1 protein-coding gene is annotated in these 529 nt (G+C 37.1%); it reads left to right on the forward strand.

Going from position 1 to position 529, the window contains the following annotated elements; genetic code table 11:
• Positions 1-495, forward strand: a 495-nt coding sequence (locus N8M09_RS10885; RefSeq protein WP_261065193.1) for a transposase, incomplete at its 5' end; no start/stop codon positions are given.
• Between the last annotated feature and the right edge of the window lie 34 nt (positions 496-529).

A 529-nucleotide genomic window follows, 5' to 3' on the forward strand; every position in this document is an offset into this window, starting at 1 on the left:
TTTGAGCGAAAATCCCATGAATACAAGGCTATCAAGCGTTACTGGAAACTCATTCAACAAGATAGTCGTAAACTCAGTGATAAGCGATTTTATCGCCCTACTTTTCGTATGCACTTAACAAATAAAGAAATTCTAGACAAGCTTTTGAGCTATTCAGAAGAGTTGAAACACCACTACAATCTCTATCAACTCTTGCTTTTTCACTTTCAGAACAAGGAACCTGACAAATTCTTCGGACTTATTGAGGACAATCTAAAGCAGGTTCATCCTCTTTTTCAGACTGTCTTTAAAACCTTCCTCAAGGATAAAGAAAAGATTGTCAACGCCCTTCAACTACCCTATTCTAACGCCAAATTGGAGGCGACTAATAATCTCATTAAACTTATCAAGCGAAATGCCTTTGGTTTTCGGAACTTTGAAAACTTCAAAAAACGGATTTTCATCGCTCTGAATATCAAAAAAGAAAGGACAAATTTCGTCCTTTCTCGATCTTAGCTTTTCTTCAACCCACTACAGTTGACAAAGAGCC

Origin of the sequence: Streptococcus mitis, from assembly GCF_946190375.1 — a bacterium.
GTDB lineage: Bacteria > Bacillota > Bacilli > Lactobacillales > Streptococcaceae > Streptococcus > Streptococcus mitis_CJ.